Genomic DNA, 24856 nt, shown 5'->3' with positions numbered 1-24856 from the left:
AACCACTCCACGGCCCCCGGGCCTACGAGCCGTCCCGCAGTCCCTTCGGCCAGTTCGGGCGGAACTCGATGTGGTCGTACGTCACCACACAGCCCTCCCCGACGGGCGACTGCGCCATGAAGCCGACCAGCGCGGCGCCCGCCGCCTCCTCGTCGCCGAGCGAGAAGATCCGCACGAACGTCCACCGCTCGCCGTCCGTGGACGCGTGGAACGCGAACGCCGACCCCGTACGGCTGATGCGCAGCCAGGCGCTGCTGCCGTCCACCACGAACGCGTTGGCGTCGTCGGAGTGGCCGCGGGTGACGACCGTGCAGATCGTGGGCTCGTCCGGGGAGCGCTCCAGGCAGAGCTTGGCCCACTCCCGCTCGCCGACGTGCAGGTACAGCACGCCCGCGTCGAAGGCGGCGGCGAAGCCGACCGTGACGCGGGCGATCAGCTGGAAGTCGCCCTCGGGGGCGCCGAGGAGGCGCGGCGCGTCGGAGGCGGGCTCCACCACGGCGCCCGTCGGGGGCACGAAGCGGTCCTGGCGGGGGCCGGCCCAGCCGGTGAGGACGCCGTCCTCGTGGGACCAGTCGCCGTCGGGGCCGTAGGTGCGCAGCGGGAAGGGCAGTTCGGGGATCGTGACGTCCATGGGCTCAGTGTTGCAGGCGCCCGTCGTAGCGCCGGGGCAGTCCCAGCGGGTTGGCGTCGCGCAGCTCCGGCGGGAGCAGCGCCTCGGGGGTGTTCTGGTACGCGACCGGCCGCAGCCAGCGCTCGACGGCCGTGCCGCCCACGGATGTCGAGGTCGACGTGGTCGCGGGGTAGGGGCCGCCGTGGTGCTGGGCGGGGGCGACGGCGACGCCGGTCGGCCAGCCGTCGACCAGGACGCGTCCGGCGAGCGGGGTGAGCTCGGCGAGCAGTTCGGCGCCCCGGCCGCTCTCCCCCGCCGCCTCGTCGGAGGACAGCTGCACGGTGGCGGTGAGGTTGCCGGGCAGCCGGGAGAGCACGGCGGTGATCTCCGCGTCGTCGGCGTAGCGGGCGACGACGGTGACCGGGCCGAAGCACTCCTCAAGGAGCAGGTCGTGCGCCCCTTCGGCGGCGAGTCGGGCGGCCGGGACGGTCAGGAAGCCCGCGCTGACGGTGTGCTCGCCGCCCGCACCGGGGGTGACCGGCGCGTCCACGTCGGGCAGCGCGGCGCGCTCGTGCACCCCGGCGACGAAGTTGTCCCGCATCCGGTGGTCGAGGAGCACCCCCGACTCGGTGTTGCTGACCGCGTCGGTCAGGGACTTCACGAGCCGGTCGCCGCCCGCGCCCTCGGGGGCGAGGACCAGGCCGGGCTTGACGCAGAACTGGCCGACGCCGAGCGTCATGGAGCCGGCGAGTCCGGTGCCGATCTGCTCGGCTCGCTCGGCGGCGGCGGCCTCGGTGATGACGACGGGGTTGAGGGAGCCGAGCTCGCCGTGGAAGGGGATCGGCACGGGCCGTGCGGCCGCCGCGTCGAAGAGGGCGCGCCCGCCGCGGATGGAGCCGGTGAAGCCGGCGCCCGAGACCAGCGGGTGCTTGACGAGTTCGACGCCCGCGTCGAAGCCGTGCACGAGGCCGACGACGCCCTCGGGGACGCCGTGCCGGGCGGCGGCCCTGCGCAGCACGGAGGCGACCAGCTCGGAGGTGCCGGGGTGGTCGGGGTGGGCCTTGACCACGACGGGGCAGCCCGCGGCGAGCGCGCTCGCGGTGTCGCCGCCGGGCACGGAGAAGGCGAAGGGGAAGTTGGACGCGGCGTATACGGCGACGACGCCGAGCGGGATCTTGTAGCGGCGCAGGTCGGGGATGGGCGGGGTCGCCGTGGCGTCGGGGTGGTCGATGACGATGCCGAGGAAGGCACCCTCGTCGACGATGTCCGCGAAGGCGCGGAACTGGTAGCAGGTGCGGGCGAGTTCGCCGGTGAGCCGGACCGGGCCGAGGGCGGTCTCGGCGTCCGCGGCCTCCACGAGGTGGTCCTCGGCCTCTTCGAGGAGGTCCGCGGCCGTGCGCAGGAAGGCGGCGCGGACCGTGCGGTCGGCGAGGGCGGACGCGGCGTCGGCCGCGGCGCGCACCGCGAGGTCGACCTCTTCGGCTGTGGCCTCCACCGCAACCTGCTCGCGCTGCTTCCCGGTTCGGGGGTCGACACTCCAGACTGGTGCTGCTGCCACCGCGGATTCCCTTTCCAGAGGTATGCCACTCACCAGGGCCGTTCGATATGCTGAACGCTGTCTTCGTTGATGAATGACGGGGACTTCGGAGACTATTTCTCGGCGTTCAAAGGGGTCAAGGGCGATGTCGACTGGAGAGACCGGAGGCGGTGCGCAGGTCAAGTCGGCGGTGCGGACGGTGGAATTGCTCGAGTACTTCGCGGGCCGTCCCGGAATGCACTCCCTGGCCGCGGTCCAGGAGGCCGTCGGGTACCCCAAGTCGAGCCTCTACATGCTGCTCCGCACGCTGGTGGAGCTCGGCTGGGTGGAGACGGACGCGACCGGCACGCGGTACGGCATCGGGGTGCGGGCCCTGCTCGTCGGCACGTCGTACATCGACGGCGACGAGGTCGTGGCCGCCGCCCGCCCGACCCTCGACCGGCTCTCCGACGACACCACGGAGACCATCCACCTCGCGCGGCTCGACGGCACGAACGTCGTCTACCTCGCCACCCGACAGTCGCAGCACTACCTGCGGCCCTTCACGCGCGTCGGCCGCCGCCTGCCCGCGCACTCCACCTCGCTCGGCAAGGCGCTGCTCGCCACCCACACCGACGAGCAGGTCCGCAAGATGCTCCCCGAGACGCTGCCCGCGCTCACGGAGCACACCATCACCGACCGCGAGAAGCTCATCGAGGAGCTGCGCACGGTCCGCGAGCAGGGCTTCGCGGTGGACCGCGAGGAGAACACGCTCGGGCTCCGCTGCTTCGGCGTGGCCATCCCGTACCGCACGCCCGCGCGCGACGCGATCAGCTGCTCCGTGCCGGTGGCGCGGCTCACGCCCGCGCACGAACAGATGGTGAAGGACGCGCTCTTCGACGCACGCGACCGGCTGACCCTGGCAACTCGTAGGCTCTGACCCATGGATGTCAGCCTGCGCGAAGTCCACGACAGCGATCTGCCCGTCTTCTTCCGTCAGATGAACGACCCCGAGTCGGCCCACATGGCCGCGTTCACCCCGGAGGACCCCACCGACCACGACGCCTTCGACGCCCACTGGGCGAAGATGCGGACCTCGGCCGACATCGCCGTCCGCACGGTCCTCGCGGACGGTGACGTGGTGGGGAACGCGGGGGTGTACGGGGAGCCGGGCGAGCGGGAGGTCACGTACTGGATCGACCGCGCGTACTGGGGCCGCGGGCTCGCCACGGCGGCCCTGCGCGGCCTCCTGGAACTGGAGCCGCAACGCCCGCTCTTCGCCCGGGCGGCGGCGGACAACGCGGCGTCGATACGGGTCCTGGAGAAGTGCGGCTTCCGGATCTCCGCCCAGGACCGCGGCTACGCACCGGCCCGCGGCAAGGAGATCGACGAGGTCGTCCTCGTCCTGCACGGCGGCTGAGGCTCGGCGACACGGGGTGGCCGTCTCCGCCGCACGGCGGAGGCGGATCGTCATGGCGCAGGACGTGCGGGGGCCGTCCGGGCGGGAGCGTTGTGGCATGTCGCAGATCCTGTCCCCCGCCGCTTCGACCGCCGGGCCCTCCACGCCCGGCACCGGCCGGCTCCGCCGCGTGCTGCGGCTCGTCTCCGTGGTCGCATGCGTCCCGTATCCGGCCCTCAAGGTCGCCTGGATCTGCGGGAGCCGTCCCGGGATCCCCGACGGCAGTCCGCTGCTGGAGCACCGGGCGACGATGATCGTCGCCAACGGCCTCACCGTCCTCATGGACGCGAGCGTCATCGTGCTCGCCCTGCTGCTGACCCGGCCGTGGGGGCTGCGGACACCCGCCTGGCTGCTCCTCGCACCGATGTGGGTCGCCACCGGGCTGTTGACGCCGATCATGGCCGGATATCCGCTGCAGCTCGCGGTCGAGGCGTTCGGCGGCGCCGGCGGCTCGTCGGGCGGCAGCGGGGACGAGCCGTTTCTCGACGGCTGGGTCTTCGGCGTCGTGTACACCGGGTTCATCGCGCAGGGCCTCGCCCTCGGGATTCTCTTCGCCCTCTACGCCCGGGACCGCTGGGGGCACCTGTGGCGCGGACGGGTGGGCGGGCTGCCGTCCGCCGACGGCGCGTGGCCGCGCGTCGCCGTGGCCGTCGCCTCGCTGCTCGCCCTCTTCCCCGCCACGCTGCACGCCCTCTGGGCCGCCGGCTCCACCGTGGGCTCGGCGAGGCGCGGGCCGGGGAGCGCACGGGCGGCTTCCACGTACTGGAGGTCCTGGACGTGGTCCACCTCGCGGCGGCCGTGGGCGGCGCCCTCGTGCTCGTTTTCCGGCGGTTGCCCGCGCTGCCCGTGAGAGTGCCGCTCGCCCTCCTCTGGGTGGGCTCGGGCGCGGTGGGCTGCTGGGGCGGCTGGCTGCTCGCCGCCTCGCTCACGGGGCCCGTGGACGACCTCACCGGGGGACCCACCGGCCCGATGGTTCTGGCCTACGCTGTGCAGATGATCACCGGGTTGCTCGTGGCCGCGGCCGGTGCGCGCTTCCTGGGACAGGGCGCGGGGGCCACGGCGTGAAGCCGCTCGTCACCGCCCTGTTCGGGCACCGGACGCGCCGCCGGTGGATCCATCTGATCCTCGGTGGCGCCCTCGCCATGCCGTACGTCTTCGTCGGCTCCGTCGTGGTCGGGCCGCTCTTCGGCGACAAGACGTTCCTCGGCTCGTTCGGCGCCCAGCTCAGCGCGTTCGCGGTGGGTCTTCCGCTCGCCGCGATCACCGCGCTGTTCCCGCTGACCAGGCCCATGTCCGTGGCCGCCGTACGCGCCCTGTGCGCGGTGCCGGACGAGTCGCTCGCGGACGGCCCCGCACGGACCCGCGCGGCGCGCGGCCGCACCGTCGCCTGGTTCACGCTGCACCTCGGCCTCGGCGGGGTCATCAGCGGCATGTCGCTGGCCCTGCCGCCGTTCGCCGCGTTCCTCGTCGCGCTGCCGTTCGTCCCCGCGCTGCGGGACGACAGCACCGGGGCGCCCCCGTTCTTCGACGAACCCTGGTGGCTCGCGCTCTCCCCCGTCGTCGGCCTGCTCGCGTTCGCCGCGCTCGCCGCCTGCGCCGCCGCGGCCGGCGGGCTCCTCGCGCGCCGGGCGCCCGGCCTGCTCGGGCCGACACCCGCCGACCGGCTCGCGGCCGCCGAGCGCCGCGCCGCCGACCTCGCCGTGCGCAACCGCCTCGCGCGCGAACTGCACGACTCGGTCGGCCACGCCCTGAGCGCCGTCACGCTCCAGGCGAGCGCGGCCCGCCGGGTCCTCGACCACGACGTGGAGTTCGTGCGCGAGGCGCTCGCCGCCATCGAGGACACCACGCGCCGCACGGTGGGCGAACTGGACGCCGTGCTCGGCGTGCTGCGGGAGACCGGCGAGGGCACCGGCGCCCGTCCCGCGGCCCCCGCGCCGACGCTCGCCGCCGACCTCGACGATCTGCTGCGCCGCACCCGCGCGGGCGGCCTGCGCGTGTCCGCCACGGTCGACGCGGACCCCGACGCCCTGCCGCCGCAGGTCTCCCGCGAGGCCTACCGCATCGTCCAGGAGGCCCTGAGCAACGCGCTGCGGCACGGCGGTGACGCCACCTCCGTCACCCTGCGCATCGCCGTGGACGCCGCCGATCTGAGCGTCACCGCCGAGAACCCGCTCCCGTCCCGCGCCGCCGCCTCCCGGCCCGGCGGCGGCCACGGTCTGCGCGGCATCGCCGACCGGGCCCGGCTGCTCGGCGGCACGGCGACCGCGGGCCCCCACGACGGCATGTGGCGACTGGACGTACGACTTCCTCTGAAAGGGCACCCATGACCGCGAACGCCATCAAGGTCGTCCTCGCCGACGACGAACGCATGGTCCGCACCGCCCTGCGCGCGATCCTCTCGGCCGAGCAGGGCATCGACGTGGTCGGCGAGGCGGCGACGGGCGCCGAGGCCGTCTCCGTCGTCCGGGACCTGAAGCCCGACGTGGTCCTGATGGACGTCCGCATGCCGGAGGTCGACGGCATCCGCGCCACCGAGCAGATCCTGCGGACGATGCCGGCGCCGCCGCGCGTCGTCGTCGTGACGACCTTCGAGAACGACGCGTACGTGTACGAGGCGCTGCGCGCGGGCGCCGCCGGGTTCCTCCTGAAGCGGGCGGACGCGGACGACCTCGTCCAGGCGGTCCGGCTCGTCGCGCGCAGCGACTCGCTGCTCTTCCCCGCGGCGGTCCGCGCCCTGGCGGCCGAGTACGGCCGCGCCGAGCCCGCGCCGCCCGCCTGGGTGGCCCGGCTCACCGGCCGCGAGAGCGAGGTGCTGCGGCTGATGGCGGCGGGCCTGACCAACGCGGAGATCGCGGCGCGGATGGGCGTGGGCGCGGCGACGGTGAAGACGCACGTGGCGGCCGTCCTCGCCAAGACGGGGGCGCGGGACCGCACGCAGGCGGTCATCGCGGCGTTCGAGGCGGGGTTCGTGAAGACCGGCTGACCCGCGCGGCCGGCACATGAGGACTGAATGAGAAAAGGGTCTCAAGCACGCCAGAAGGGAACGAAACCCTCCCCTCCGTTCGTCATCCCACGGGATGAACAAGACGATCAGGCGTGCCTCGGTCTTCGCGCTGCTGCTCGTGCTCGCCCTGCTGCTGCGGGCGACATGGGTGCAGTTCCACGACTCGACGGCTCTCGCGGACGACAAGCACAACCGGCGGAACGTGATGGCGCAGTACGCGAATCCGCTGGGCGACATCATCGTGGGCGGTGAGGCCATCACCGGCTCGCAACGGACGAAGGGAGGGGACCTCGCGTACAAGCGCACCTACAAGGACGGCGACCTCTACTCGCCGATCACGGGCTACAGCTCGCAGGTGTACGGCGCCACGCAGCTCGAAGGCATCTACAAGGACCTGCTCGACGGCACCGACAACCGCCTGAAGAACCCCCTGGACGCGCTCACCAACAAGCGGGCCGACCCCGGTGACGTGATCACGACGATCGACCCGGCGGTGCAGAAGGCCGGGTACAAGGCGCTGGGCGACACCAAGGGCGCGGCGGTGGCCATCGACCCGAAGACCGGCAAGATCCTCGGCATGGTCTCGACCCCGTCGTACGACCCGTCGAGGATCAGCGGCTCCACGGACTCCAAGGCGTGGCAGGAGCTGACCACCGACAAGGAGAAGCCGATGGTCAACCGCGCGCTGCGGCAGCCGCTCCCGCCGGGCTCCACCTTCAAGCTGGTCGTCGCGGCGGCAGCCCTGGAGGACGGTCTCTACGGCTCGGTGGACGAGCGGACGAGCAGCCCCAACCCGTACACGCTGCCCGGCACCCGGACGGTCCTCAAGAACGAGAACCAGTCGGCCCCCTGCGAGAACGCGAACATCCGCACCGCGCTCCAGTACTCCTGCAACAACGTCTTCGCGAAGATGGCCGTCGACCTGGGCCAGGACAAGGTCAAGGCGATGGCGGACAAGATGGGCTTCAACACGGACAAGCTGGACGTACCGGTGCGCGCCGGCAAGAGCGTCTACCCCTCCGACATGGACAAGGCGCAGACGGCGCTCAGCGGCATCGGCCAGTTCGACGTCACGGCGACGCCGCTGCAGATGTCGATGGTCTCGGCGGCCATCGCCAACGGCGGCGTGCTGGCCAAGCCGCACATGGTGTCGCAGATCAGCGACTCCGGCGGCGACGTCCTGGAGAAGTACGACGACGGCACCTCCCAGCGCGTGATGGACGCGTCGACCGCCGAGGGCCTGCAGTCCGCGATGCAGACGGTCGTCGAGAAGGGCACCGGCACCAACGCGCGGATCAGCGGCGCGACGGTGGGCGGCAAGACCGGTACGGCGCAGCACGGCGAGAACAACAGCAAGACGCCGTACGCCTGGTTCACGTCGTACGCGAAGGGCAGCGACGGCAAGGAGGTGGCGGTCGCGGTGATGATCGAGTCGTCGAGCGCGGCGCGCGACGAGGTCAGCGGCAACGGCCTGGCGGCGCCGATCGCGAAGGCGATGATGGCGGCGGGGCTGAAGTCCTGAGCGGACGACGGCACGACCGCGGCCGCCCGACGTCTTGAGGCCGCGCACCTGACGTCCTGCGCCCGCCGCGCGCGCACCCGTCCGACGCCGCCCTCCCCCGAGGCGCCGCCCCGCCCGCTCCCCCGGGTCAGGGGCGGCGCCCTCGCCACATCTGGAGCGCCCACGCCAGGCCCACGACCGTGCCCGCCCCGGCGAACATCCCCACCACGAGCCCGAGCCCGGAGCTCGCGTCCCCGTCGCCGACGGCCGCGGAGACACCGGCGACGGCCACCGCGAGGGCGAGCACCGCGAGGAGCACGTAGAACTTGCGGCTGAAGAAGCGGGACCGCTCCGGCACCGGCGGCGGCGACTCCACCCGGGCGCCCGGCCCGAGGCTCGCCGCCCGCGGCCGCTTGAACCAGGCGTAGATCACCCATGTCCCGCAGGCCTCCCAGCCGTCCGGGGCGAGCCGCTCGTCGAGGCCCTCGCGCCCGCGCGTGACGAGCTCGCGCCGGTACTCCCAGCGCTGCGGCTGCGCCAGGTCCCGGTGGCTGACGAAGCGGCCGATGGCGTCGACGCGTTCGACCTCCCAGCCCTCGTCACCGAAGCGGTTGAGGAGCTTCTCGTCGACGTAGGTGTCGGCGGTCCAGCGCCAGGTCTCCACCGTGGCGTCCGGCCGATCCGCCGCCCCTGGTGCCCGCACCCCCGTGTCGGGCACCAGCTGGGCGGCGAACTCGTCCGCGGGCCCGAACTCGGCCTCCGCGTCCTCGGCCCCGGACTCTTCGAGGTGCGCGGCGAGGTCCGTGACGGTCGTCTCGACGCGGTCGGCGGGCAGGCCGCGTGCCCGGAGCCGCTCGGCGAGGTCGATGAGGTAGCCGTCCCGCATGTACGGCGCGGAGGGCGTGTTCTGCGTGGTCATCGTGGTTCCACTCCCGCCTTCGCGAGGGCCTCGCGTACGGATCCGTCGAAGGCGAGCCACAGCCCGCCCTGTTCGCCGAGGGTCTCGCGCCCGGCGTCGGTGAGCCGGTAGTAGCGCCGGCCGGGCCCCTTCTCGGTGACCCGGAACTCCGCGGCGACCAGATCCGCCTCCTCCAGGCGGTTGAGCACGGGGTAGAGCGTGCCGCCCTTGATCTGGCCGAAGCCCGCGGCTCCGAGTTGTTTGGCGATCTCGTAGCCGTAGCTCTCGCCGTCGGTGAGGGCGGCGAGCACCAGCAGGTCGAGGACGCCCTTGAACCAGCTGGCGCGGCGGTCGGTCGTCACGTCACATCTCTCCTTCAGACGGCGGCTTCGTGCGCGACGCGCGGCTTCTCCGGCGCGGGCAGCGTCAGATCGCGTACGGAGAGGAAGACGTGCACGGCGACGGGGAGCAGGAGGCTGCCCGTGGCGAGGTAGAGGCCGGTGAACACCGCGCCGAGGAGCGCGAAGGCGAGGACGCCCCGGTAGCCCTGGTAGAACCCGGCGACCGCGTAGACGAGGACCGAGAGGGCCGCCGCCGCGTAGAGGTCGAGGCCGAGCGCTCCGACGCCGAAGGCGATGAGGAGGCCGCGGTAGACGAGTTCGGCGCCGACGCCGTCGGTGACGGCGACGGCGATCGCGAACCTGCGCTCCTCGGCGGTGCGCGGCAGCATCGCCTCGATGGAGGCCAGCCCCGGCACGTTCCTGCCCCGCTGGGTGAGGTCGTGGAAGTTCCGCCCGGAGGCGGCGACGATCGCGGCGGCGAGGAGGATGCCGGTGACGACGTACACGGGCCGGTCCGGCGCCGTGAGGCCGAAGTCGGCGGCGTCCGCGCCGGGCGAGAGCAGCAGGACCGCGACGGCGAGGGCGGCGAAGGCCCACCAGAGGGTGAGGACGAGCCCGAAGTAGCGGACCAGGGCGCGGGGTTCGGTGTCCCTGCGGCGGGCCAGCGAGCCGTACATCCGTCGTCCGGCCCACGGCTCGCCGAGGAGCAGATATGCGGCGAACACGGCGGTGACGGCCGTCGAGGCGGCCGAGAAGTCCGGCGAGATGGTCATGAGGTTCCCCCTACCCTGAGCGACTGAGCTACCTAGACCGTATGCCGACCTAGTCAGGATTACAACCTATCTCGCTGTGCGACTCCTCGACCGCCGCTACCGCGCCCTCCCGCGGAGTGCGTCTAACCCACGAAGTACGTCGGGTTCGGGAGCTTGTACGTCCGGTCCGCGTAACCGCCGGCGAGGTCGGAGACCTGGTCGCCGAAGCTGCCGATGATGTTGTAGCCGGTGAACTCGATGTGTTTGCGCGTGCCCTCCTTGAACTGGACGGTGTCGCACTTCCAGGCGTCCGGCGTGGCGCAGTGGCTCAGGTAGGCGGGCGGGTTCGGCTTGTTCTTGGTGAACACGTGCGTGCGGTCGAGCGGCGTCCTGTAGCCCGCCTTGGCGAGGTTGGTGACGGCGCCCTCGCGCTGCGACTCGGCGAGGCCGGTGAGGAAGAAGACCTCGACGCCGTGGCGCTTCGCGTACGCCACGAGTTCGGGCATGCCGAAGACCGCGGGGCGCTTGGCCGCCTTGACGTACGCGTCCCAACTGTCGTTGTCGTACACGTAGTTGGCGGTCTTCTCATAATCGAAGCTGAGCAGCGCGGTGTCGTCGACGTCGAGGACGATGGCCGGCTTCTTGCCGTGACCGCGGTGCGGGTGCCGCGCGGCCTTCCTGATGTCCTTCTTCGCCCTGGCCTGGATGCGGGCCAGGTCCTTGGCGTACGGGCTGTCGGGCGAGGACTTCCAGACGCCGTCCGCGCCCTTGGACGCGCCGTAGTACTCGTCGATCTCGCCGACGAGCAGGCCTATGTTGTGGGGCTCCTTGGTGGGCCGGGGCCGGGCCTGGTCGGCACTGGCGGCGCCGGTGGCGTAGAGGGCGGCGCCGGCGACGGTGCAGGCAGTGGCCAGGCCGGCCACACGTAGGGACTTGCGCATGTATTGCGTCTCCGCATCAGGGTTCGGGCAGGTCAAGGACTGTCTACGCGCATCAACCCGTCCCTGGGGAGACCGCGGGCCGACCCTTTACCTGATCCATACCTGGGTCAGGACCGCGCCTCCCAGCGGGGGTCGCGCCCGCTCAGGCCGATCACGCGGTCGAGGAGGGGAGCATCGTCGGCGACGGAAACGGGCGCCCCAAAGAACCCGCTGTCGCCCCCGTCACCGCCCTCGGCGGGCGTGAGGAGCGCCTCGGCGGCCCGCAGGCTCGCCTCGTCGGGGGCGTACTCCTGGCCGGTGGCGCGCGCCAGGTCCCAGCCGTGCACGACGAGTTCGTCGAGGGCGACGAGTCCGGCGACCTTACCGGGCAGGTCGAGGCCGCCCGCGCGGGTCATGCCCTCCCAGGCCGCCGGGTCGCGCCAGGCGTCGACGAGGGCGGCGAGGGCCTTCGGCAGGTCCGCGCGCCAGCCCGGACCGATGTCCGGGAGCGTGCTGCCCGGGTCGCGGTCGAGCTCGGGCACGAAGTCCTTGTGCGCGGCCCGGTCGAAGGCGTGGGAGAGGCCCAGCACATGGCCCAGAACATTGCGCACCGCGTACTCGGGGCAGGGGGTGGGCGCCGCGAGCTGCTCGTCGGTGATGCGCTCGGCGACCCGCGCCACGAGGCGGGCCTGCGGCCCGAAGTCGAACATGTCGGCCATGGGATGTCCTTCTGAGGATGCGAATACGGTACGTCTCCCCTTGCAGACCGCCCCCGCGCCCCGAACTCATCGCGCTCCGCTCGGGAAGTCACCCAATACCCGACAGGGCCCCTTAGTCACCACCATCACCACCCATGGAAACTTCGATCGGACGCGTCCTGCGGGACCGCAACGCGGGCCTGTACCTGGGCGCCGTGCTGGTCTCCGGCTTCGGGACCTCCGCGCTGTGGCTCGCCTCCGGGATCTGGGTGAAGGAGCTGACGGGTTCGGACGGACTCGCCGCCCTCTGCCAGCTCGCCCTGTGGGCCCCCACCCTCACCGGCCCGCTCCTCGGCACCCTCGCCGACCGCACGCGCCGCAGACCGCTCCTGGTGACCGCGAACCTGGCCCTGGGCGTGCTGCTCCTTTCCCTGTACACGGTGGACACGTCGGCCCGGCTGTGGATCCTCTTCACGGTCCTCGTGGTGTACGGCGCGTGCGGCGTCGTCACCGACGCGGCGGAGGCGGCCCTGTCCGCGACGGCGCTCGACAAGGAGCTCCTCGGCGACTTCAACGGCCTGCGGATGTCCGCGAACGAGGGCATGAAGCTGGTGGCACCGCTCGCGGGGGCGGGCCTGTTCGCCGCGTACGGGGGCGCACGGGTGGCCCTCCTGGACGCGGTGACGTTCGTCCTCGCGGCGGGCATGTTCGCACTGCTGCGGGTCAGCGAGACCACACCGCCGCCCGACCCCACGCCCCTGCGCGAAAGAACGGCGGAGGGAGCCCGCTACCTCCGGAACCACACGCGCCTGCGCCCCCTCGTGGTGGCGGGCGGCCTGACGATGCTGACCTCGGGCATCAGCGGCGCGACGGTCTACGCCATCGTCGAGAACCTCGGCCGCTCCCCCTCCTACACGGGCGTCCTGTACGTCGCCCAGGGCGTCGGCTCCGTCGCGGTGGGCGTGGCGTCGGGGTCACTGATCCGCCGGCTCGGGGCGCGCCGGTTCGGCGGCGCGGGCATCGCCCTGACCGCCCTCGCGGCGATGCTCTCCGCGATCCCGAACGACGCGACGGCCCTCGCCGGAAGCCTCACGAACGGCGCCGGACTGCCGTGCGTCCTGATCGCGGGCCTGACGGCGGTACAGCGCGAGACACCGGACGCGCTCCTCGGCCGGGTGGCGGCCACGGCGAACACGCTGATGTTCGCCCCGACCGCCCTCGGCATCGCGACGGGCGCGGCCCTGGTGGAGACCGTCGACCTGGCGATCCTCCTCCCGGCACTGGCAGGGGCACGCCTACTGATAGCCGCACCCCTGCTGAGGTCCCGGGAGGACCGGGTTACTTCACGTCCGCCCAGCGCTTGATGGTCGCGACCGCCTTCGCCTGCTCGGCCGCGGGGAGTTTCGCGATCGAGGCGCCGTGGTTGGCGCCGGGGACCACGTAGCGGTACGAGTCGTGGTGGCTCGGGGTGAACTTCTCGGCGCTCCACGGGTCGTTCTCGCCGTAGACGAACATCATGCGGTGACCGCGCTTCTTCACCCAGCGGTCGACGTCCGCGATGGTCCTGTTGGTGTACGTGCCGCGCATGGCGGCGGGCAGCACCGAGTTGGGCTGGTAGACGTCCGGGTAGTGGCGGACGTCCTTGAGGTGGGTGAACCTGAGGTCGGCCCAGCCGAGTTGGGTGGCTGCCTGGCGGTAGTAGGGGCCTGTGCCGTTGGTGCCGAGTTCCTGGTCGCGGTAGACGCTGAAGCCGTGCTCCTTCGACCAGGAGTAGAGCTCGTCGTCGGTGGCCTTCTTCGCGTCGGGCACGGTCGGACAGTCGGCCGCGGTGCCGGACTGCCAGAAGTTCCACACCTGGTCCAGGACCGCGAACTCGTAGGCGCGGTCGGTGGTGCCGAGGGTCTCGTGGAAGGTGTGGCCCTCCGCCGCGGCCTCCTTCTCGAAGCGCGGCAGCAGCGCGTCACGGCGTACGAGCATCTCGCGCTGCACGGCGTTCAGCGCGTTCCTGCACTCCTTGGTGCCGACCGTCCTGAAGAAGCGTTCGTAGCCGGAGTCGTCGCGGTTGTCCGCGTCGTTCGGCGCGACGAACGCGACGACCGCGTCGAGGTCCTCGGGGTAGAAGCGCTCGTGGTACGTCGCGGTCATGCCGCCCTTGCTGGCGCCGGTGCCGAGCCACTTGCCCTTCTCGATGCCGCGCAGGGCACGGGTGAGGCGGTGCTCGTCCGCGGCCTCCTGCTCGACGGTCATCTTGGACCAGTCGTCGCCCGCGGCGCCCTTGGGCCGTGACTCGGCGAAGTAGCGGTGCTCGACGCTGACCTGGTTGGCGTCGATGAGCTTGGTGAGGGCGGTGGTGCCGCCGGCGAGGGTGTAGCCGCCGGTGTACAAAACCGTCGGCTTGTCCGTGGCCTTGTGCCAGAGCGTGGCGCGCTGCGTGAAGGTGGCGCCGTGGGGCCTGCGGTGGTCGACGGGCTGCTTGTACGTGAGCGTGTAGAGGGGGTGACCCTCCTTGTCCGCCACGGAGACGACCGTCATGCCCGGTATTCGCTCCAGGCGCTCGCGGATGCCGGACGCGGTGGTTCCGGCTGCGGTCTCCTTGCCGGTCGCCGCGGCCTCCTCGTGAGCTGCCGTCGGCGCCTGCGCCGCCGCGGACGGTGCGGCGCCGAGCGCCGCGGCGCCCGCCATCACTCCGGCGCAGACCAGCGCGGATATCCCCTTGTTGCGCACTCTTCCCCCTCTGTCCCGTGGTACGGGAGTGACGGTAGTGGTGCGCGGATCGTATCGGTGATCACTCGGCGTGCGACAGGGCCTCCGCGACGTGCGCGAGGTCGGCGTCCGAGGCCAAACCGGCGTGGTAGAGCCGCAGTTCCGTGGCGCCCAGCTCGGCCGCGCGCGCCGCGTCGGCGGCGAGGGTCGCGGGGCTGCCGCCCATGCCGCTCACCACGGTGAGGTTGGCCGCCAGGACCACCCCGTCCGCGGCGCGCGCGGCGAACGGCTCCAGGAGGTGCGCCCCGCCCGTGCAGGGCACGACCACACCGTCGGCCACGGAGAGGATGTGCCCGGGGTCGACGCCCGCGTTGGCTCCGCAGTGGTGGGTCACTGGGTCGGCGTGCAGCAGTACCTGGAACCCGGTCGGGGCCGCCGCGCGGACGGCGGCGACGACGGTCCCCTGGAGGGTGCGGGCGGTTTCCTCGCGCCACGCGCGCGTGGCCGCCGCCCGGTCCGCGCCGAGCAGCTTCTCGACGGCGGGCCATCCACCCCCCTCCTCGCCGCCGCGCCACACCGGCTCCAGCGCCCGGCGCACGGTGACCGCCAGTTGGTCGGGATCGAGTCCCTGTCCCGCGTACCCCTCCCGGCAGGCGCCGCAGAAGCAGAGCGACATCAGGTACTGCCCGGCCTCCCCCAGGGCGACGCCGCCGATCTTGTCGTGGGCGTGCAGGTGCGCGAGGCCGTACCAGCCGCAGGACTCCAGTTCGGTGCCGCGCGTCTCCTCCCCCGGGCGTACAGCGGCTTCCACCGCGAGGTCGACGAGGTACGCGCGCGTGGCGGGCTGCGCGATGCAGGGCGCCCAGGGATAGCGGTCTCCGTAGGCGTTGACCACCGAGGTCGCCGGATGCTCGTCGCCCATACGGGAGTTGTGGGCGAGGACCACCCAGCTGTGCACGTCGAGCCCGGCGTCGCAAAGGGCCCGCGCCGCCTCCCCGTAGGCGTCGCCCGGCGCCCAGTCCCCGGCCGCGTACGGCCGCAGCTCGCGCCCCTGCCAGCGGTCGCCCGGCGGGTAGAAAACGGCGGCGTGCGCGGCCGTGACGATGCGGTGGCGCGGGTGGCGCGGCGTCAGCGCGCGCGTGGAGTGGTAGGCGGAGGCGAGGGTGACCTGGCGGATGCCGAGGTCGGCGAGGCGTGCGGGCGCGTCGGGGTCGCCGACGACGTCCCACGGGTAGAGGAACGCGGCGGCCTTCACGCGCCCGCCCCCGGGTGCCCGGTCCCGAGCAGTTCCCGGCCCTGCTCGACGAGTTCGGCGAGCCGCTTGACGTGTTCGCCGGCCGGCTCGTGCAGCGGCGGCCGCACGGGCCCGACGTCCAGACCGCCGAGCCGCACGCCCGCCTTGACGAGGGAGACCGCGTACCCCCTGCCGAGGGCGCGCAGCTCCACGAAGGGCCGGTAGAAGCCGTCGACGAGGCGGTTCACCAGGGCGTCCCCCTCCGGCGTACCGGCGTTGAACGCGCGGTGGAAGGCGAGCGCGATGTCCGGCGCGAAGCAGAAGACCGCCGAGGAGTAGAGGGTCACGCCGATGCCGCGGTAGGCGAGGCCGGTGAGCTCGGCGGTCGGCAGGCCGTTGAAGTACAGGAAGTCGCCCGGCACCTCGGCGCGCACGGCGCTGACCGTGCGCTGCATCAGGTCCATGTCGCCGAGGCCGTCCTTGAAGCCGATGATCCCGTCCGCGCGGGCGAGTTCGACGACCGTCTCCGGAGTGAGGACGGCGTTGTCCCGCTGGTAGACGATGACGTCGAGGGAGGTGGCGGCGGCCAGCTCCGTGTAGTGCCGGACGAGCCCCTCCTGCTCGGCGACGACGAGGTAGGGGGGCATGGCGAGCAGTCCGTCGGCGCCCGCCTCCTCGGCGAGGCGCGCGTACCGCACGGCGAGCGCGGTGCCGTAGCCGGCGCCCGCGACCACCGGCACCCGGCCCGCCGTCTCGTCGACCGCGGCGGCGACGCACTCCTGGAACTCCTCGGGCGTCAGGGCGTGGAACTCGCCCGTGCCGCAGCAGGCGAACACGGCCGCCGCGCCGGCCTCGATGCCGCCGCGCACGTGGGCGCGGAAGGTCTCCAGGTCGAGAGAGCCGTCGGGCCCGTACGCGGTGACCGGGAAGAACAGCGGCCCGCTGGGGACGCGGAGTCGGGAAGCGAGGGAAGCTGACGTCACGGACTCTCCCTAGGCGTGCACGTTTCTGATTCACGTCCATGTTTCTGAACGCCACCACGCTAAGGCGCCCTCTTGGGGCCGGTCAAGCGGATGAACTCCCCACGGAGGAGCGGATTTGCCACCTCCGCGACCTACTTGACGCCGCGCGACGGAGATCCTTAACTTGACGCCCATCCAAGAATGTGAATCCCGTACGCGCATGAGTACGCGCCGCCCGAGGAGACCCGCATGCCCGCTCCCCGCACCGTCCTGCTCACCGGCGCCGCCGGCGGCCTCGGCACCCTGATGCGCGGCCTCCTGCCCGCGTACGGCTACGACCTGCGCCTCCTGGACGCCCGCCCCATCGACGACGAGCCGCGGGCCCGCACGGCCGACCTCGCCGACCGGGACGCCCTGCGCGACGCCGTGCGCGGGACCGACGCGGTCCTCCATCTCGCGGGCATCTCCCTGGAGTCCACCTTCGACAAGATCCTGAAGGCCAACATCGAGGGCACGTACAACCTGTACGAGGCGGCCCGCGAGGAGGGTGTCCGGCGGATCGTGTTCGCCTCCTCCAACCACGCCGTGGGCTTCACCCCGCGGCCCCGGGGCGACGACCCGCTCATCCCGGTCGACACCCCCCGCCGCCCCGACACCTTCTACGGCCTGTCGAAGTCCTTCGGCGAGGACCTGGCCCAGTTCTACTGGGACAAGCACGGCATCGAGACCGTGTCGGTCCGCATCGGATCGTGCTTCCCCGAGCCGACGAGCGTACGGATGCTGTCGGTCTGGATGAGCCCCGACGACGGGGCCCGGCTCTTCCACGCCGCCCTCACCGCCGAGGACGTGCGGCACACCGTGGTGTACGGCTCGTCGGCCAACACCCGCCTGTGGTGGGACCTCGCCTCCGCGCGGGCGCTCGGTTACGACCCTCAGGACGACTCCGAGCGGTACGCGCCGAAGCTCGTCGCCGAGCAGGGCGAACTGGACCCCGCGAACCCGGACCACGCGCACCTGGGCGGCCACTTCTGCACGAACCCGCCTGTGTGGCCGTACTGACGCGGCGGCCGTACGTCCGCACATCCGTACCGACGCGTCGACCCGTTCGGGCACCGAACGGGCACCCCGGGCCCCTTAAACGGGCACGCCCACACCCCGCCCCACTGGCCCCCGCCCCGCCAAGCGGGCAGATACGGGCAGCATCGTGCCCGCTCGGAGCCTGGTAACCCCCCTCGTCCGCGCTGTAGAACTTCCCCACAGGGCCCGAACGGGCACCGCGCAGTCCGCAGACCCAGGGGAAGAAGGTGGCGCCGATGACCGCGGAGGAACGTCAGCGGCGGATCGTCAACGCGGCCCGGCACGCCGGCTCCGTCGACGTGACGGCCCTCGCCGGGGAGCTCGGCGTCGCCAAGGAGACCGTCCGCCGCGATCTGCGGGCCCTGGAGGACCACGGCCTGGTCCGCCGCACCCACGGCGGCGCCTACCCCGTGGAGAGCGCGGGTTTCGAGACCACCCTCGCCTTCCGCACGACCATGCACGTCCCGGAGAAGCGGCGCATCGCCGCTGCCGCCGCCGAACTCCTCGGCGACGCCGAGACCGTCTTCGTCGACGAGGGCTTCACCCCGCAGCTGATCGCCGAGTCGCTGCCCGCGGCCGCGGCGGGCCGCCCGCTCACCGTCGTCACCGCCTCACTGGCCACCGCCGGATCCCTCGCCGAGGCCGAGAACATCACCGTGCTGCTCCTGGGCGGCCGGGTGCGGCCCGGCACGCTCGCGACCGTCGACCACTGGACGACCCGCATGCTCGCCGGATTCGTCATCGACCTGGCGTACATCGGCGCCAACGGCATCTCCCGCGAACACGGCCTGACGACCCCCGATCCCGCCGTCAGCGAGGTGAAGGCGCAGGCCATCAGGGCGTCGCGGCGCACGGTCTTCATGGGTGTGCACACGAAGTTCGGGGCGACGAGCTTCTGCCGGTTCGCGGGGATCGGCGACCTCGACACGATCGTCACGAGCAGCCGTCTTCCCGTGTCCGAAGCACACCGCTACTCCCTCCTGGGCCCGCAGGTCCTGCGCGTCTGACACCCACCCGCACGAACACCCCTTCCCTCTCCTCCCCTCCCCTCCCTCGTACGCCGATCCGGGGTCCCGCACGCCCCGAAACACCCTCAGGAGCTTTCATGCGAACCCCGAGCCGACGGAGGCCGCGCACGCTCGCCGCGGCCGCCGCAGGGGCGCTGCTCGTCCCGCTGCTCGCCGGCTGCTGGGCCGGCGCCGGCGGGGCGGGTTCAGGCGACTCCGTCAACGTCCTCATGGTGAACAACCCTCAGATGATGGAGTTGCGCAAGCTCACCGCCGCCCACTTCACCAAGGAGACGGGCATCAAGGTGAACTTCACCGTCCTGCCCGAGAACGACGTCCGCGACAAGATCAGCCAGGACTTCGCCAACCAGGCGGGCCAGTACGACGTCGCGACGCTCAGCAACTACGAGATACCGATCTACGCCAGGAACGGCTGGCTGCACGAGGTCGGTTCGTACGCGCGCAAGGACAGGGCGTACGACGAGAAGGACATCCTGCCGCCCATGCGCCAGTCGCTCACCGGCAACGACGGCAAGCTCTACGGACAGCCCTTCTACGGAGAGTCGTCCTTCCTGATGTACCGCAAGGACGTCTTCGAGAAGGCCGGCCTGACCATGCCGAAGCACCCCACCTGGCAGCAGGTGGCGGACCTCGCCGCCCGCGTGGACGGCAAGGAGCCGGGGATGAAGGGCATCTGTCTGCGCGGACTGCCCGGCTGGGGCGAGGTGATGGCGCCACTGACGACCGTGGTGAACACCTTCGGGGGCACCTGGTTCGACAAGGACTGGAAGGCCCGCCTGGACTCCCCCGAGTTCGAGAAGGCAACCCGCTTCTACGTAGACCTCGTCCGCGAGCACGGCGAGTCCGGAGCGGCGCAGTCCGGCTATGCCGAGTGCCTCAACAACCTCACCCAGGGCAAGACGGCCATGTGGTACGACGCCACGGCCGCCGCCGGATCGCTGGAGTCCGCGAAGTCCCCGGTGAAGGGCAAGATCGGCTACGTCCCCGCCCCCGTGGCGAAGACCGAGAACTCCGGGTGGCTCTACACCTGGGCGTGGGGCATGCAGAAGGCCTCGCGCAACCCGGACAAGGCCTGGAAGTTCATCTCCTGGGCCTCCGGCAAGGAGTACGAGAAGCTCGTCGGCGAGAAGATCGGCTGGTCGAACGTCCCCGCTGGCAAGCGCGCCTCGACCTACGCCAACCCCGCGTACCGCGAGGAGGCCGCCGCCTTCCAGGACGTCACCCGCGCCGCCATCGAAGGAGCCAGGCCCCGCGACCCCGGCGTGCAGCCCCGCCCGGCGCCCGGCATCCAGTTCGTGGGCATCCCCGAGTTCACCGACCTCGGCACCAAGGTCTCCCAGGAGATCAGCGCGGCCATCGCCGGACGCCAGTCCGTCGAGTCGGCCCTCAAGACATCGCAGGACCTCGCCGAGAAGATCTCCGAGGAGTACGAGGGACGATGACCGCCACCGCGAGCACCACCACCGTGCGGCACACGCGCGTGCCCACCCCCAAGACCCCGCCACCGTCGAACCGGCTGCGCGCCTGGGCCACCAGGGCTCCCCTGCTGCCCGCCCTCATCTTCATGATCGCCGTGACCCAACTGCCCTTCGTGGCGACGCTGGTGATCTCCTTCTTCGACTGGAACGCCCTCTACCCCGACGCCCGCAGCTTCACCGGGTTCGGCAACTACTCCGAGGTCCTCACCGACCCCGACCTGCGCAAGTCCGTCCTGACCACGATCCTCCTGACCGCCACCGTGGTGCTCACGAGCCTGGTCCTCGGGCTCGGCCTCGCGCTGCTCCTGAACCGGCGGTTCAAGGGGCGCGGGCTGGTCCGCACCCTCCTCATCGCGCCGTTCCTGCTGGTCCCCGTGGCCGCCGCGCTGCTGTGGAAGCACGTGCTCTACAACCCCGAGTACGGGCTCCTCAACGGGCTGCTGCACTGGGTCGGCGGGGACTCCGCGACCCAGCCCGACTGGATCTCCAACACGCCGCTCCTCGCCATCGAGGCGTCCCTCGTGTGGCAGTGGACGCCCTTCATGATGCTGATCCTGCTCGCGGGGCTGCAGAGCCGTGACTCCGAGCTGATCGAGGCGGCCCGCATGGACGGCGCGAGCAACTGGCAGGTCTTCCGCCATCTGACGCTGCCGCACCTGCGCCGCTACCTCGAACTGGGCGCGCTGCTCGGCTCGATCTACATCGTGCAGAACTTCGACGCCGTCTTCACCATCACCTCGGGCGGCCTCGGCACGGCGAACCTGCCGTACACCGTCTACCAGAGCTTCTACCAGGCCCACGAGAACGGTCTGGCCTCCGCGGCGGGCGTCCTCGTCGTCATCGGCTCGATCATCATCGCGACCTTCGCCCTGCGGGTCGTCTCGTCCCTGTTCCGTGAGGAGGTGTCCCGCTGATGAAGCACGCACGCGGCAAGGGGATCGGCCTGGGCCTCACCGCCTGGCTCGCCGGGATCCTGTTCTTCCTGCCCATCGCCTGGATGGTCCTGACCTCCTTCCACTCGGAGGAGGACGCCGCGACCAACCCGCCCTCGCTCGCCGCCCCGCTCACCCTCGACGGCTACCGGGACTTCTTCGGGACGGGCGGCGGCGCCAGCCCCTGGCCGTCCCTGATCAACTCGACGGTGGCGTCGCTCGCCTCGACCCTGCTGGTCCTCGTCCTCGCGCTGCCGGCCGCGTACGCCCTGTCCCTGCGGCCCGTGAAGAAGTGGACGGACGTGCTCTTCTTCTTCCTGTCGACGAAGATGCTGCCGGTCGTGGCGGGCCTCCTGCCGATCTACCTCTTCGCCAAGAACACCGGGATGCTGGACAACATCTGGCTGCTCGTCCTCCTCTACACCTCGATGAACCTGCCGATCGCGGTGTGGATGATGCAGTCGTTCCTCGCCGAGGTGCCCAAGCCCGTCATCGAGGCCGCGCAGATCGACGGGGCCCGGCTGCCCACGATCCTCGCGCGCGTGGTGGCACCCATCGCGCTCCCCGGAATCGCCGCGACCTCCCTGATCTGCTTCATCTTCAGCTGGAACGAGCTGCTCTTCGCGCGGGTCCTCACGGGCGTCGTCGCCCAGACCGCGCCCGTCTTCCTGACCGGCTTCATCACCAGCCAGGGCCTGTTCCTGGCGAAGGTGTGCGCCGCGTCGCTCGTGATCTCCCTGCCGGTGCTCGCCGCGGGGTTCGCCGCCCAGGACAAGCTGGTCCAGGGCCTGTCGTTGGGAGCCGTCAAATGAACCAGGGAGCCGCCAAGTGAAGGCCGCCATCATCGAGTCCGTCGGCAAGGCCGTCGTCGGGGAAGTGCCCGACCCGACCCCGGGCCCCCGCGACGTCGTCGTCGAGGTCGCCGCGTGCGGCCTGTGCGGCACCGATCTGCACATCCTCCAGGGGGAGTTCGCGCCGACCCTGCCGGTCGTGCCGGGCCACGAGTTCGCCGGGGAGGTCGTCGCGCTCGGCGGCGACGTCCGGACGCTCGCCGTCGGCGACCGGGTCGCCGTGGACCCCTCGCTGCACTGCCACGAGTGCCGCTACTGCCGGGACGGCCGGGGCAACCTCTGCGAACGGTGGGCCGCCATCGGCGTGACCACCGCGGGCGGCGCCGCCCAGTACGCGGTGGCGCCCGCCGCCAACTGCGTGCGGCTGCCCGACCACGTCCGCACCCAGGACGCCGCCCTGATCGAGCCGCTGTCCTGCGCGGTGCGCGGCTACGACGTGCTGCGCGCCCGGCTCGGCTCGCACGTCCTGATCTACGGCTCCGGCACGATGGGCCTGATGATGCTGGAGCTCGCCAAGCGCACCGGCGCGGCGAGCGTGGACGTCGTGGACCTGAACGCGGACCGGCTCGCGACCGCACAGCGACTAGGCGTCTCGGGATCGGCGGCCGGCGCGGACGAGTTGGACCGCCCGCAGGGCTGGGACGTGGTCATCGACGCGACCGGCAACGCGGCGGCGATCCAGGACGGCCTCGAACGGGTCGCCAAGGCGGGCACGTTCCTCCAGTTCGGCGTCGCCGACTACGCCACGCGCGTGCGGATCGACCCGTACCGCATCTACAACCAGGAGATCACCATCACCGGTTCCATGGCGGTCCTGCACAGCTACGAGCGGGCGGCGGAGCTCTTCGCGGCCGGCGTCCTCGACCCCGACGTCTTCATCAGCGACCGGCTGCCGCTCACGGAGTACCCGGAGGCGCTCGACCGGTTCGCCGCCGGGGTGGGACGGAAGATCATGGTCGTGCCGTAATCCGGTACCGCGCGGGCGGGGCCGGGACGTACGCTCCCGGCCATGCCGAGACCTCATGGATTCACGTACGAAGAGCGCGCCGACGGAACCGTCCTGATCACCCACGGCGGGCGTGCGGCGGGAACGCTGCGCGGCGGCCGCGCCGAGCGGTTCCTCGGCGAGGTCGCGGGCGGCAACCCGCAGCTGGTCATGGCCCGCTGGACCGGCGACTACAAGCACGGGAACGAGCGGTCGGCCCGCGCCCACCCGCGCAACCGCGGCTGAGACCCGCCGCCCCACGGGCCTGGAAAACACCCGCAAAAACCTTCGCCGGGTAAGGGAACGGCAAAGCGGGATCGTTCGTTACCCCTGGCATGACAGCTATGACCCCCGGCTCGAACATCCCGCTGACCGCCGCCCGCGTGGCGGTGGACGTCGCCGCTCCGGTGCGGCTCGACGTATCGGGCCTGCTGCTCACCGCCGACGGCAAGGTGCGCTCCGACGACGACTTCATCTTCTTCAACCAGCCCTCCGGCCCCGGCGTGACCTACCAGTCGGGCGGCGGCACGACCCCCGACAAGGTCACCGTCGACACGGCCGCCGTGCCGCCCGGCATCGAGAAGATCGTCGTGACCGCGAGCCCGGACGCGGCGGGCCAGACCTTCCAGGGCATCGAGCCGACCGCCACGATCCGCAACGCCGACGACGGCTCGGTGCTCGCCACCTTCACACCGCCGCAGCTCGGCTCCGAGACCGCCCTCGTGATCGTCGAGATCTACCTGCGCAACGGCGCGTGGAAGGCCCGCGCGGTCGGCCAGGGGTACTCCAACGGTCTCGCGGGCATCGCGACGGACTTCGGTGTCTCGGTGGAGGAGCCCGCCCCGGCCCCGGCCGCCGCCCCCGTCACCCCGCCGGCCCCTCCCGCTCCCCCGGTGGGCCAGCCGGTGCAGGGTCCGCCCCCGCCGGTCGCGGACCCGCGCCAGGCCGCTCCCGCCGCGCCCGCCGCCCCCGCGCCCGGCGCCGGGAAGATCAACCTGGACAAGGGCCGCGTCAGCCTCCAGAAGAACCAGACGGTGTCCCTGGTCAAGGGCGGCCGTCCGCTGCTCTCGCAGGTCAAGATGGGTCTCGGCTGGGAGCCCGCGTTCCGCGGCAAGGACATCGACCTCGACGCGTCCGTGATCGCGTACGGCCCGCAGCGCAACCACGTCGACAGTTGCTACTTCGGCAAGCTGTCGATCGTGAACGGCGCGATCAAGCACTCCGGCGACAACCTCACGGGCGAGGGCGGCGGTGACGACGAGGTGATCGTCGTCGACCTCGGCCGTCTCCCGCAGGACGTCACGGGTCTGGTCTTCACGGTGAACTCGTTCTCCGGCCAGAAGTTCACGGAGGTCGCGAAGGCGTACTGCCGCCTGATCGACGCGGCGTCTGGCGAGGAGCTGGTCCGCTTCGACCTCACCAACGCCGAGGCCCAGACGGGCGTCATGATGGCGAAGCTGATCAAGCAGTTCAGCGGCGAGTGGGAAATGACCGCCATGGGGCAGTTCGTGAAGTCCCGCACGGTGCGCGGCATGGTGAAGCCGGCGGCGCAGGCGCTCTGAGGGGCCCGGAACACGCTGAGGGGCGGCGGGTCCGCACAAGCGGTCCGCCGCCCCTCAAGCGGTTCGGATCACGGCATCGGCAGCAATGTCGTCGGCGTCAGAGCTTGGCCAGCTTCGGATAAGGGCTCAGGAACCGTCCCTGGCGGCCGGCGAAGTCGATGACGACCGCGTCCTCTCCCTCGACGCCCACGATCCTTCCCAGGCCGTACTGGTCGTGGGAGACCCTGTCACCCACCTCGAAGTGCTCCACGGGTGGGGCGGGCGGGGCAGGCACGTTGAAGGGACTGTTCGGCAGGTGTCGGCGCGAGCCGGGGGGCCTCGTCATATTCGCAGTATGGGCCTTCC

The 24856-nt window shown here is 72.0% G+C and carries 25 protein-coding genes and 1 pseudogene; 15 read left to right on the top strand and 11 right to left on the bottom strand.

Annotation, left to right across the window (positions count from 1 at the left end):
• Positions 1-22 precede the first annotated feature (22 nt).
• Positions 23-631: a DUF1349 domain-containing protein gene (locus tag DEJ48_RS30180; RefSeq protein WP_150219349.1), complete on the bottom strand. Its 609-nt coding sequence runs from the start codon at positions 629-631 to the stop codon at positions 23-25.
• Between the two features lie 4 nt (positions 632-635).
• Positions 636-2168, bottom strand: a complete 1533-nt coding sequence (locus DEJ48_RS30175) for an aldehyde dehydrogenase (NADP(+)) (protein WP_150219348.1) — start codon at positions 2166-2168, stop codon at positions 636-638.
• A gap of 124 nt (positions 2169-2292) precedes the next feature.
• On the opposite strand from DEJ48_RS30175, the gene DEJ48_RS30170 reads away from it, so the two are divergent.
• From DEJ48_RS30170 to DEJ48_RS30145, 6 genes and pseudogenes are all read left to right on the top strand, one after another.
• Positions 2293-3066 (top strand): IclR family transcriptional regulator, encoded by a 774-nt coding sequence (locus tag DEJ48_RS30170; RefSeq protein WP_150219347.1) that lies wholly within the window; start codon positions 2293-2295, stop codon positions 3064-3066.
• A 3-nt stretch (positions 3067-3069) separates the two neighbouring features.
• Positions 3070-3546: a GNAT family N-acetyltransferase gene (locus tag DEJ48_RS30165; protein ID WP_150219346.1), complete on the top strand. Its 477-nt coding sequence runs from the start codon at positions 3070-3072 to the stop codon at positions 3544-3546.
• A gap of 97 nt (positions 3547-3643) precedes the next feature.
• Positions 3644-4650 (top strand): annotated as a pseudogene (locus tag DEJ48_RS30160) (hypothetical protein).
• The gene (locus tag DEJ48_RS30155; protein ID WP_150219345.1) at positions 4647-5912 is read left to right on the top strand and encodes a sensor histidine kinase; all 1266 of its coding nucleotides are present in this window, start codon (positions 4647-4649) and stop codon (positions 5910-5912) included. Before DEJ48_RS30160 ends, DEJ48_RS30155 begins: the two are co-directional and overlap by 4 nt.
• On the top strand, positions 5909-6568 hold the full coding sequence (locus DEJ48_RS30150; RefSeq protein ID WP_150219344.1) for a response regulator transcription factor: 660 nt from the start codon (positions 5909-5911) through the stop codon (positions 6566-6568). Before DEJ48_RS30155 ends, DEJ48_RS30150 begins: the two co-directional genes overlap by 4 nt.
• Positions 6569-6662: 94 nt before the next feature.
• Positions 6663-8111 carry a peptidoglycan D,D-transpeptidase FtsI family protein gene (locus DEJ48_RS30145; RefSeq protein WP_150219343.1) on the top strand — a complete coding sequence of 483 codons (1449 nt, stop codon included), beginning with the start codon at positions 6663-6665 and terminating at the stop codon, positions 8109-8111.
• Between the two features lie 127 nt (positions 8112-8238).
• Here the strand turns inward: DEJ48_RS30145 and DEJ48_RS30140 are convergent, their stop codons facing one another.
• The 5 genes from DEJ48_RS30140 to DEJ48_RS30120 all read right to left on the bottom strand — a co-directional run bounded on the left by DEJ48_RS30140 (position 8239) and on the right by DEJ48_RS30120 (position 11720).
• Positions 8239-9009 (bottom strand): hypothetical protein, encoded by a 771-nt coding sequence (locus DEJ48_RS30140; protein ID WP_150219342.1) that lies wholly within the window; start codon positions 9007-9009, stop codon positions 8239-8241.
• The gene (locus DEJ48_RS30135; protein ID WP_150219341.1) at positions 9006-9350 is read right to left on the bottom strand and encodes a PadR family transcriptional regulator; all 345 of its coding nucleotides are present in this window, start codon (positions 9348-9350) and stop codon (positions 9006-9008) included. Before DEJ48_RS30135 ends, DEJ48_RS30140 begins: the two co-directional genes overlap by 4 nt.
• A 14-nt stretch (positions 9351-9364) precedes the next feature.
• Positions 9365-10102 (bottom strand): CPBP family intramembrane glutamic endopeptidase, encoded by a 738-nt coding sequence (locus DEJ48_RS30130; RefSeq protein ID WP_150219340.1) that lies wholly within the window; start codon positions 10100-10102, stop codon positions 9365-9367.
• Between the two features lie 122 nt (positions 10103-10224).
• Positions 10225-11022, bottom strand: a complete 798-nt coding sequence (locus DEJ48_RS30125; RefSeq protein WP_150219339.1) for an HAD family acid phosphatase — start codon at positions 11020-11022, stop codon at positions 10225-10227.
• Positions 11023-11129: 107 nt separating this feature from the next.
• Complete coding sequence (locus DEJ48_RS30120) at positions 11130-11720, bottom strand: TIGR03086 family metal-binding protein (protein WP_190537678.1); 591 nt, start codon at positions 11718-11720, stop codon at positions 11130-11132.
• A gap of 134 nt (positions 11721-11854) precedes the next feature.
• On the opposite strand from DEJ48_RS30120, the gene DEJ48_RS30115 reads away from it, so the two are divergent.
• Positions 11855-13063 (top strand): MFS transporter, encoded by a 1209-nt coding sequence (locus tag DEJ48_RS30115; protein WP_150219338.1) that lies wholly within the window; start codon positions 11855-11857, stop codon positions 13061-13063.
• Here the strand turns inward: DEJ48_RS30115 and DEJ48_RS30110 are convergent.
• From DEJ48_RS30110 to DEJ48_RS30100, 3 genes are all read right to left on the bottom strand, one after another.
• Complete coding sequence (locus tag DEJ48_RS30110; RefSeq protein WP_150219337.1) at positions 13038-14423, bottom strand: S28 family serine protease; 1386 nt, start codon at positions 14421-14423, stop codon at positions 13038-13040. The two genes, DEJ48_RS30115 and DEJ48_RS30110, sit on opposite strands and share 26 nt — an antisense overlap.
• 61 nt (positions 14424-14484) lie before the next feature.
• Positions 14485-15657 (bottom strand): hypothetical protein, encoded by a 1173-nt coding sequence (locus tag DEJ48_RS30105; RefSeq protein WP_150219336.1) that lies wholly within the window; start codon positions 15655-15657, stop codon positions 14485-14487.
• Complete coding sequence (locus DEJ48_RS30100) at positions 15654-16619, bottom strand: 5-dehydro-4-deoxyglucarate dehydratase (protein ID WP_150219335.1); 966 nt, start codon at positions 16617-16619, stop codon at positions 15654-15656. The genes DEJ48_RS30105 and DEJ48_RS30100 overlap by 4 nt, the downstream gene beginning before the upstream one ends.
• Positions 16620-16847: 228 nt before the next feature.
• Between DEJ48_RS30100 and DEJ48_RS30095 the strand changes: the two genes are divergently transcribed.
• The 8 genes from DEJ48_RS30095 (at position 16848) to DEJ48_RS30060 (ending at position 24511) form a co-directional block, all read left to right on the top strand.
• A complete protein-coding gene (locus tag DEJ48_RS30095; RefSeq protein WP_150219334.1) occupies positions 16848-17657 on the top strand; it encodes an NAD-dependent epimerase/dehydratase family protein in 810 nt (269 codons plus the stop codon).
• Positions 17658-17911: 254 nt separating this feature from the next.
• Complete coding sequence (locus DEJ48_RS30090; protein ID WP_190537676.1) at positions 17912-18682, top strand: DeoR/GlpR family DNA-binding transcription regulator; 771 nt, start codon at positions 17912-17914, stop codon at positions 18680-18682.
• A gap of 98 nt (positions 18683-18780) precedes the next feature.
• The gene (locus DEJ48_RS30085) at positions 18781-20145 is read left to right on the top strand and encodes an ABC transporter substrate-binding protein (protein ID WP_150219332.1); all 1365 of its coding nucleotides are present in this window, start codon (positions 18781-18783) and stop codon (positions 20143-20145) included.
• Positions 20142-21095, top strand: a complete 954-nt coding sequence (locus tag DEJ48_RS30080) for a carbohydrate ABC transporter permease (protein WP_150219331.1) — start codon at positions 20142-20144, stop codon at positions 21093-21095. Before DEJ48_RS30085 ends, DEJ48_RS30080 begins: the two co-directional genes overlap by 4 nt.
• Positions 21095-21925 carry a carbohydrate ABC transporter permease gene (locus DEJ48_RS30075; RefSeq protein ID WP_150219330.1) on the top strand — a complete coding sequence of 277 codons (831 nt, stop codon included), beginning with the start codon at positions 21095-21097 and terminating at the stop codon, positions 21923-21925. The genes DEJ48_RS30080 and DEJ48_RS30075 overlap by 1 nt, the downstream gene beginning before the upstream one ends.
• Before the next feature lie 16 nt (positions 21926-21941).
• Positions 21942-22931: a zinc-dependent alcohol dehydrogenase family protein gene (locus tag DEJ48_RS30070; RefSeq protein ID WP_150219329.1), complete on the top strand. Its 990-nt coding sequence runs from the start codon at positions 21942-21944 to the stop codon at positions 22929-22931.
• A gap of 42 nt (positions 22932-22973) precedes the next feature.
• On the top strand, positions 22974-23195 hold the full coding sequence (locus DEJ48_RS30065; RefSeq protein ID WP_150219328.1) for a hypothetical protein: 222 nt from the start codon (positions 22974-22976) through the stop codon (positions 23193-23195).
• Between the two features lie 98 nt (positions 23196-23293).
• The gene (locus DEJ48_RS30060) at positions 23294-24511 is read left to right on the top strand and encodes a TerD family protein (protein WP_190538078.1); all 1218 of its coding nucleotides are present in this window, start codon (positions 23294-23296) and stop codon (positions 24509-24511) included.
• 97 nt (positions 24512-24608) lie between these two features.
• Here DEJ48_RS30060 and DEJ48_RS30055 read toward each other — a convergent pair whose 3' ends face one another.
• Positions 24609-24836, bottom strand: a complete 228-nt coding sequence (locus tag DEJ48_RS30055) for a CarD family transcriptional regulator (RefSeq protein ID WP_055564387.1) — start codon at positions 24834-24836, stop codon at positions 24609-24611.
• Positions 24837-24856 lie beyond the last annotated feature (20 nt).

Origin of the sequence: Streptomyces venezuelae (assembly GCF_008642315.1) — a bacterium.
In the GTDB taxonomy this organism is placed as follows: Bacteria; Actinomycetota; Actinomycetes; order Streptomycetales; family Streptomycetaceae; genus Streptomyces; species Streptomyces venezuelae_D.
Note: the sequence above shows the minus strand (reverse complement) of the source record. Positions and strands in the feature narration are given on the sequence as shown.

Coding starts and splice junctions, on each gene's coding strand:
- DEJ48_RS30180 (WP_150219349.1), bottom strand. CDS start 631: ATGGACGTCACGATCCCCGAACTGCCCTTCCCGCTGCGCACCTACGGC.
- DEJ48_RS30170 (WP_150219347.1), top strand. CDS start 2,293: ATGTCGACTGGAGAGACCGGAGGCGGTGCGCAGGTCAAGTCGGCGGTG.
- DEJ48_RS30165 (WP_150219346.1), top strand. CDS start 3,070: ATGGATGTCAGCCTGCGCGAAGTCCACGACAGCGATCTGCCCGTCTTC.
- DEJ48_RS30150 (WP_150219344.1), top strand. CDS start 5,909: ATGACCGCGAACGCCATCAAGGTCGTCCTCGCCGACGACGAACGCATG.
- DEJ48_RS30145 (WP_150219343.1), top strand. CDS start 6,663: ATGAACAAGACGATCAGGCGTGCCTCGGTCTTCGCGCTGCTGCTCGTG.
- DEJ48_RS30140 (WP_150219342.1), bottom strand. CDS start 9,009: ATGACCACGCAGAACACGCCCTCCGCGCCGTACATGCGGGACGGCTAC.
- DEJ48_RS30130 (WP_150219340.1), bottom strand. CDS start 10,102: ATGACCATCTCGCCGGACTTCTCGGCCGCCTCGACGGCCGTCACCGCC.
- DEJ48_RS30125 (WP_150219339.1), bottom strand. CDS start 11,022: ATGCGCAAGTCCCTACGTGTGGCCGGCCTGGCCACTGCCTGCACCGTC.
- DEJ48_RS30120 (WP_190537678.1), bottom strand. CDS start 11,720: ATGGCCGACATGTTCGACTTCGGGCCGCAGGCCCGCCTCGTGGCGCGG.
- DEJ48_RS30115 (WP_150219338.1), top strand. CDS start 11,855: ATGGAAACTTCGATCGGACGCGTCCTGCGGGACCGCAACGCGGGCCTG.
- DEJ48_RS30095 (WP_150219334.1), top strand. CDS start 16,848: ATGCCCGCTCCCCGCACCGTCCTGCTCACCGGCGCCGCCGGCGGCCTC.
- DEJ48_RS30090 (WP_190537676.1), top strand. CDS start 17,912: ATGACCGCGGAGGAACGTCAGCGGCGGATCGTCAACGCGGCCCGGCAC.
- DEJ48_RS30085 (WP_150219332.1), top strand. CDS start 18,781: ATGCGAACCCCGAGCCGACGGAGGCCGCGCACGCTCGCCGCGGCCGCC.
- DEJ48_RS30080 (WP_150219331.1), top strand. CDS start 20,142: ATGACCGCCACCGCGAGCACCACCACCGTGCGGCACACGCGCGTGCCC.
- DEJ48_RS30075 (WP_150219330.1), top strand. CDS start 21,095: ATGAAGCACGCACGCGGCAAGGGGATCGGCCTGGGCCTCACCGCCTGG.
- DEJ48_RS30065 (WP_150219328.1), top strand. CDS start 22,974: ATGCCGAGACCTCATGGATTCACGTACGAAGAGCGCGCCGACGGAACC.
- DEJ48_RS30060 (WP_190538078.1), top strand. CDS start 23,294: ATGACCCCCGGCTCGAACATCCCGCTGACCGCCGCCCGCGTGGCGGTG.
- DEJ48_RS30055 (WP_055564387.1), bottom strand. CDS start 24,836: ATGACGAGGCCCCCCGGCTCGCGCCGACACCTGCCGAACAGTCCCTTC.